Origin of the sequence: Pararhodobacter sp., assembly GCF_034676075.1 — a bacterium.
GTDB lineage: Bacteria > Pseudomonadota > Alphaproteobacteria > Rhodobacterales > Rhodobacteraceae > Pararhodobacter.
The window spans coordinates 1-6361 of the sequence record NZ_JAUCCQ010000172.1 but is presented as its reverse complement, the minus strand read 5'-3'; the positions used below and the strand labels follow the sequence as shown (position 1 = coordinate 6361).

General features: G+C 67.6%; 7 protein-coding genes. 3 read left to right on the top strand and 4 right to left on the bottom strand.

The window, feature by feature from the left end; all coding sequences use genetic code 11:
• Positions 1-139: 139 nt before the first annotated feature.
• On the bottom strand, positions 140-1990 hold the full coding sequence (locus VDQ18_RS22305; protein ID WP_323023062.1) for an ABC-F family ATP-binding cassette domain-containing protein: 1851 nt from the start codon (positions 1988-1990) through the stop codon (positions 140-142).
• A 125-nt stretch (positions 1991-2115) separates the two neighbouring features.
• On the opposite strand from VDQ18_RS22305, the gene VDQ18_RS22300 reads away from it, so the two are divergent.
• Positions 2116-3291 (top strand): MFS transporter, encoded by a 1176-nt coding sequence (locus tag VDQ18_RS22300; RefSeq protein ID WP_323023061.1) that lies wholly within the window; start codon positions 2116-2118, stop codon positions 3289-3291.
• A gap of 123 nt (positions 3292-3414) precedes the next feature.
• The gene (gene ndk, locus VDQ18_RS22295; RefSeq protein WP_107750074.1) at positions 3415-3837 is read left to right on the top strand and encodes a nucleoside-diphosphate kinase; all 423 of its coding nucleotides are present in this window, start codon (positions 3415-3417) and stop codon (positions 3835-3837) included.
• A gap of 54 nt (positions 3838-3891) precedes the next feature.
• On the opposite strand, the gene VDQ18_RS22290 is transcribed toward ndk, so the two are convergent.
• Together VDQ18_RS22290 and VDQ18_RS22285 are read right to left on the bottom strand one after the other, a co-directional pair.
• Positions 3892-4377 carry a transglycosylase SLT domain-containing protein gene (locus VDQ18_RS22290; protein ID WP_416235141.1) on the bottom strand — a complete coding sequence of 162 codons (486 nt, stop codon included), beginning with the start codon at positions 4375-4377 and terminating at the stop codon, positions 3892-3894.
• Positions 4374-4745, bottom strand: a complete 372-nt coding sequence (locus VDQ18_RS22285) for a TfoX/Sxy family protein (protein ID WP_323023059.1) — start codon at positions 4743-4745, stop codon at positions 4374-4376. Before VDQ18_RS22285 ends, VDQ18_RS22290 begins: the two co-directional genes overlap by 4 nt.
• A 502-nt stretch (positions 4746-5247) precedes the next feature.
• On the opposite strand from VDQ18_RS22285, the gene ppk2 reads away from it, so the two are divergent.
• Entirely contained in the window at positions 5248-6126 is an 879-nt protein-coding gene (gene ppk2 / locus VDQ18_RS22280; RefSeq protein WP_323023058.1) for a polyphosphate kinase 2, read from the top strand.
• Here the strand turns inward: ppk2 and VDQ18_RS22275 are convergent.
• A partial coding sequence (locus VDQ18_RS22275) for a hypothetical protein (protein WP_323023057.1) occupies positions 6086-6361 on the bottom strand: 276 nt, incomplete at its 5' end. The genes ppk2 and VDQ18_RS22275 overlap by 41 nt on opposite strands.

The following is a 6361-nucleotide window of genomic DNA, read 5'->3' as shown; positions in this document are numbered from 1 at the left end:
CTGCCTGCCGGTGGAGGCGGGGCTGAGCGAGGCGGCGCTGGCGATCCTGGCCGCGCCGCCACCCTATCTGGACCCGCCGCCCTGCCAGCGTCGGCAAAGGGACGCCCGGAACGAATGACTGACATTAAATGTCAGTCATTCACTTCTCAGCGTTTTCAACCGCTTCCACGGCTTTCATCCACAAAGCCTCGGCCCGGTCGAGCGCATCCATGACCTCGGCGTATTTGCGGTTCCAGACGTCGAGGTCGCCCTTGCGGCCGTCCTCGTAGAGCTCGGGATCGGCCAGCTTCTTGGCCAGCTTCTCACGCATGTCTTCCAGCTTCTCGACCCGCTGCTCGCATTTGCGCAGCTCGGCCTTCAGCGCCAGAACCTGCTCGCGCGTCGCCTTGGGCTTGGCGGTTTTCTCGGCCTTGGGCTTCTTCTCGCCTTCGTCGCCACCCAGAAGCAGCGCGCGGTAGCTGTCGAGATCGTCCTCATAGGGCGCGACGCCGCCGTCCTTGACCAGCCACAGCCGGTCCGCCACCAGCGACAGCAGGTGCATGTCGTGGCTGACCAGCACCACGGCGCCGGAATAGGCGGTCAGCGCCTCGACCAGCGCCTCGCGGCTTTCGATATCGAGGTGGTTGGTCGGTTCGTCGAGGATCAGGAGGTGCGGCGCGTCGATGGTCGCCAAGAGCAGCGAGAGCCGCGCCTTCTGGCCCCCGGAGAGCCGCCCCACCACGGTTTCCGCCTGATCCGCCATCAGCCCGAAGCCCGCCAGCCGGGCGCGCAGCCGAGGCTCGCCCTCGGTCGGACGCAGGCGGCGGACGTGCTGAACCGGCGTCTCGTCGAGATGCAACTCATCGACCTGATGCTGGGCGAAATAGCCGACGCGCAGCTTGGTCGAGACGGTCATCTGCCCGCCCCGCGCTTCAAGTTTTCCCGCCAAGAGCTTGGAAAGCGTGGATTTCCCCTCGCCGTTGCGCCCCAGCAGGGCGATCCGGTCGTCCTGGTCGATCCTGAGCGACAGTTTCCGCAGCACCGTCAGATCGCCATAGCCGACCGAGACGCCCTCCATGGCGATGATCGGCGGCGACAGCTCTTCGGGCGGCGGGAAGGTGAAGACGTGCTTCGCGGCCTCGGCGGGCGCGGTGATCGGCGTCATCTTCTCCAGCTGCTTGACGCGGGACTGCGCCTGCCGCGCTTTCGAGGCCTTGGCCTTGAACCGGTCGACGAAGGCCTGCAGATGGGCACGCCGTGCGTCCTGCTTCTTCGCCTCGGCCGTCAGCACCGCGCGCTGTTCGGCGCGGGTCTTGGCGAAGGTGTCATAGCCGCCGGTATAGAGGGTGAGCTTCTTGTCCTCGAGATGCAGGATCGCCCCGACCGCCCGGTTCAACAGGCCCCGGTCGTGCGAGATCACGATCACCGTATGCGGATATTTCGCCAGATACGCCTCAAGCCAGAGCGCGCCTTCAAGGTCGAGGTAGTTGGTCGGTTCGTCCAAAAGCAGCAGATCGGGCTGCGAGAACAGTACCCCCGCCAGCGCCACCCGCATCCGCCACCCGCCCGAGAAATCCGAGCACGGCATCAGCATTTCCTCGGCCGTGAAACCCAGACCCTTGAGGATGGTGGAGGCCCGCCCCTCGGCCGACCAGGCGTCGATATCCGCGAGCCGCGCCTGCACTTCGGCGATGCGGTGGGGATCGGTCGCCGTCTCGGCCTCGGCCATCAGCGAGGCGCGCTCGGTATCGGCGGCCAGCACCGTGTCCAGAAGCGAGGTCGAGGACGAGGGCACCTCCTGCGCCACGCCGCCGATGCGGGCGCGGCTGGGCAGGCTGATCGACCCGCCCTCGGTCACCAGCTCGCCCCGGATCAACCGGAAGAGCGTGGTCTTGCCCGAGCCGTTGCGGCCGACGAGGCCCACCTTGTGGCCACTCGGAATACGGGCCGAAGCCCCCTGGATCAGCGGACGGCCGTCGACGGAATAGGAAAGATCGGTGATGCTCAACATGATGCCGCCGCTTAGCAGAAGCCTCGGCCGGGCACCAGCGGGGGCGCGACAGGCGCCGGGCAATATCAGGGTGCTTGCAATTCCCCGCGCGCTCGCCTTTGGTGGCGCGTCTGACCGAGAACGCCATGCAACGCACCCCTCCCCACCTCGGCACGCTGGTCCTGCTGACCGCGCTGCCGGTCCTCACGCTCAACATGTTCCTGCCGTCGCTGCCGGCGATGACCGTGGCGCTCGGCACAGACGAGGCCGGGCTGGCGCTCGCCGTCTCGGGCTACATGATCTTCTCGGCGGTGCTGCAGCTGGTCATCGGCCCGGTCAGCGACCGGATCGGCCGACGCCCGGTCGCGCTGGCGGCCTTGCTGCTCTATGCCGGGGCCTCGCTGGGTGCGGCGCTGGCGCAATCGGCCGGGGTCTTCATCGCCTTCCGGCTGGCTCAGGCGGCCATCGTCGCCGGCACCGTCATGTCGGCGGCGATCATCCGCGACCTCTATCCGCCCAGCGAGGCCGCGGGCCGGATGGGCGCGGTCAGCGCCTCAATGGCGCTGGCGCCGATGCTGGGGCCGACCATCGGCGGGATCCTCGACACCTATATCGGCTGGCGCGCGGTCTTTGGCCTCTACGCGGCGCTGGGGGGCGCAGGGTTGCTGATCGCCTTCCTCGACCTGGGCGAGACGAAACAGGCGGGCGGGCGCAAGCTGAGGCTCGCCGATTACGGCGCCTTGCTGGCCGCGCCGCGCTACTGGGCCTTCGCCCTTTGCCAGGCGTTTTCGCTGGGGGCTTTCTTTGTCTTCGTCTCGGGCGTGCCCTTCGTCGCGCATGCGCTGTGGGATCTGTCGCCCGCCTGGATCGGCGCCGGGATCGGCTCGATCACCGGCGGCTACATGCTGGGCTCGGCGGTGACCGCGCGGATGGCACCGCGGCTGGGGATCCACCGGCTGATCGTCGCCGGGCGGGTCATCCCCTCGGTGGCGCTGAGCCTGGCGCTGGTCCTGTTCCTGCTGGGCGCGGCCTCGCCCTACCTGATGTTCGGGGCGACGATTTTCGTGGGCATCGGCAATGGCTTGACCGTCGCCAATGCCAATACCGGCGCGCTGTCTGTGCGGCCCGATCTGGCCGGGACCGCCGCCAGCCTCGGCGGGGCGCTGGCCGTCGCGCTGGGGGCCTTGCTGAGCTGGCTGACGCTGGCCGCGCTGGCGGTCAGCGCCTCTCCGGTGGTGCTGCTGGGCATCCTGCTGGCGGCGGTGCTGATCTCGCTGGCGGCGGGGCTGGTGGCGGTCAGACTCGACCGCGCGGTGCTCTGAGGGCGCCCGCCGCTTCAATCCGCGGCTTTTCAATCCCCGATGCCCGTGATAAGGCCCGGGCCTGATTTCATCCGTCCACCGGCGGCCGGGCACGGGGCCCGCCGCGCATCCAGAGAGACCACAATGGCCATCGAACGCACGCTGTCGATCATCAAGCCCGACGCGACCAACCGCAACCTGACCGGCAAGATCAACGCCAAGTTCGAGGACGCGGGCCTGCGCATCGTCGCGCAGAAGCGCATCCACCTGTCGCTGGCCCAGGCCGGCAAGTTCTACGAAGTGCACAAGGACCGCCCCTTCTATGGCGAGCTGTGCGAATTCATGGCCTCGGCTCCGGTCGTGGTGCAGGTTCTGGAAGGCGAAGGCGCCATTGCCAAGAACCGCGACGTGATGGGCGCGACCAACCCGGCCAACGCGGCCGAGGGCACCATCCGCAAGGAATTCGCCCTCTCGGTCGGCGAGAACTCGGTCCACGGCTCGGACGCGCCGGAAACCGCGGCTCAGGAAATCGCCTATTTCTTCTCGGGGCTGGAACTGGTCGGCTGACCGTTTCCACCTTGGCGAAAAGACGAAGGGCGGGGATTTCCCCGCCCTTTTTCGTTATCGGCAGCGCCGGTTGGTCTCGCGTTGGGCAAGGCCGGTTTCGACCAGCAGGCAGCGGTCGCGGGCGTCGTAGTAATAGCCCCGCGCGTAGAACATGACAGCGCGATCCATGTCGCCCTCGGACACGATCCAGGCGCCGCGCAGATAGCGCCCGGCGTAGCGCAGGTTCACTTCGGGGTTCAGCAATTCCTGCGGTTCACCCCGGAAGCCCATGGTGCGCGCGGTCTGCGGCAGGATCTGCATCAGGCCCCAATAGGGCCCGTTGCGGGCATCCGCCCGGTAATCGGATTCGCGCTGGATCACCCGGTGCAACAGGGCCTCGGGGATCTCCAGCTCGTCGGCGGCACGCCGGATATGGCTGCGCATCTGCGGCGTCTCGCCCGGGTACAGACGCGTCGGCACGTCGGGCACCGGGTCGTGGCCGCCGCCGCAGGCGGACAGAAACAGGGTCAGGGCTGTCAGGGCCGCAGTCAGACGCATCATCCGTTCCTTGCCGGTTTGGCGGTTCGCCGCCTGGGGCCCGCCGGGTCGATCACGCCGATCTCATCGAGGATCGCCTCGATCCCTTCAATCCCCCCCTTGGCGCCATGCGCGGCTTTCAGCGCATCGAAACGCAGGCGCAGCGTGTCCTTCTCGGCGCCCTTGCAATCGTTCCAGGGGCGGCCCTGCAGGGCCATGTGCAGCACGTAATAGCCGATGAAATGCGGCCGCTCGCCCGAGTCCAGCAGTCGCTGATAGGCGGCGTCGGCGCCGAGGCTGCGCAGCGTCTCGGCATCGGGGATACCGGCGCGGATCATCGCCTCTTCCGAGGCGGGGCCGAGGTTGGGAATCGAAGAAATCGGGGTCGCCATGCGCCCGACCCTGACCTCAACGCCCCGGTTTTGGCAAGGGTCGGCGCGGGGCCTGTGCAAATGTCAGATTTATTGCAGTGAGCGGGGGATTCCGGGGGTTTTCGGCCACCGGACAGGCGCGGCAACCCGGGATTGCTGCAGCGCGGCACCGTCGGACATTCGGAGGAAGGTGCGCGACGCGCCGGTATCGCAGCTTCGGCGCGATATCACTGCCGGGTTGAGGCTACTGCGCCCGCAAAGCCCTTCATCTTCGATGTCATACATTTATGAATCTCAGGGGATTAGCGCGAAACCTTGAGGAATCTGACCCCTGAACCCGCAAAGGCGCCCTTTCGCCTTCAGGGAGGGCCTTCCCGCCGAAACCGCCCCATCGCCCGCCCCACGGCAGATGCGCGTTCAAACTCAAAATGTCAGGCCTTTGAATGTCTGACATGAAATTCTACAAATCCGCTTGTCCGCCGGTTTCCCCCGCCCTAGCCTGAGGAAAACCCCGGAGAGAGCCATGGATCTTCCCTTCGACGGCGCCATCTCGCGCTACTACGAATCCGAGGCGCCGGAGGCGGTCCGCAAGGCCGTCGCCGAGGGCGGCAAGAAGGACATCCTGACCGAGGGCTTCCCCTACGAGCGCTGGATGAAATCGGCCGAATACGAGGAGCGGATGAAGCCCCTCCAGGTCGAGCTGGTGAAATTCCAGCGCTGGGTCGAGGTCACCGGCCAGCGCGTCGTCGTCATCTTCGAGGGCCGCGACACGGCGGGCAAATCGGGCGCCATCAAGCGGGTGAGCGAGAACCTCAACCCGCGCGGCGCCCATGTCGTGGCCCTGCCCAAACCCACCGACCGCGAGCGCACCCAATGGTATTTCCAGCGCTACATCGCCCAGATGCCCGCAGCGGGCGAGATCGCGCTGCTGGACCGGTCGTGGTACAACCGCGGCGTGGTCGAGAAGGTCTTCGGCTTTTGCACCGACGCCGAACGCGCGCATTTCTTCGGCCAGCTGCCGGGGTTCGAACAGGCGCTGATCGATGACGGGATCCGGCTGATCAAGCTGTGGTTCAACGTCGGCCAGGCCGAACAGTTGCGCCGCATGCTGGAACGCGAGAAGCATGTCCTCAAGCAATGGAAACTCTCGTCCATCGACGTGAAGGGCCTGTCGAAATGGGACGCCTACACCGAGGCGATCGGCGAGACCTTTGCCCGCTCGGATTTCCCCTATGCGCCGTGGACGGTGATCCGCGGCGACGACAAATACCGCGCGCGGCTGGCCGCAGTGCAGCGGGTGCTCCGGGATTTCGACTATGACCGCAAGGATCCCGAGGCCATCGGCGCCCCGGATCCGAAGATCATCGGCGGTGTGGACCTGTGCCCGGGACACGCAGACTGACCGGCAGATCGGCGGGCGGCGACGCGTCCGAGGCCCAGATCAGGGGCCCCTGCCCGGCCAGCGCCGCCCCCGTGGCGTGATCGCCCTGCAGCATCGCCAGCCCGGCGCCTGCCACCGGCCCCAGCGCCCGGATCAGCGCATGGGCCGAGGCCGCAGCGCCCGGCGCGGGCTTCCACAGCATCCCCTGCCCGGCCCCGGCGATCAGCAGCCCCGCGACCCGCGCCAGCGGCACCGA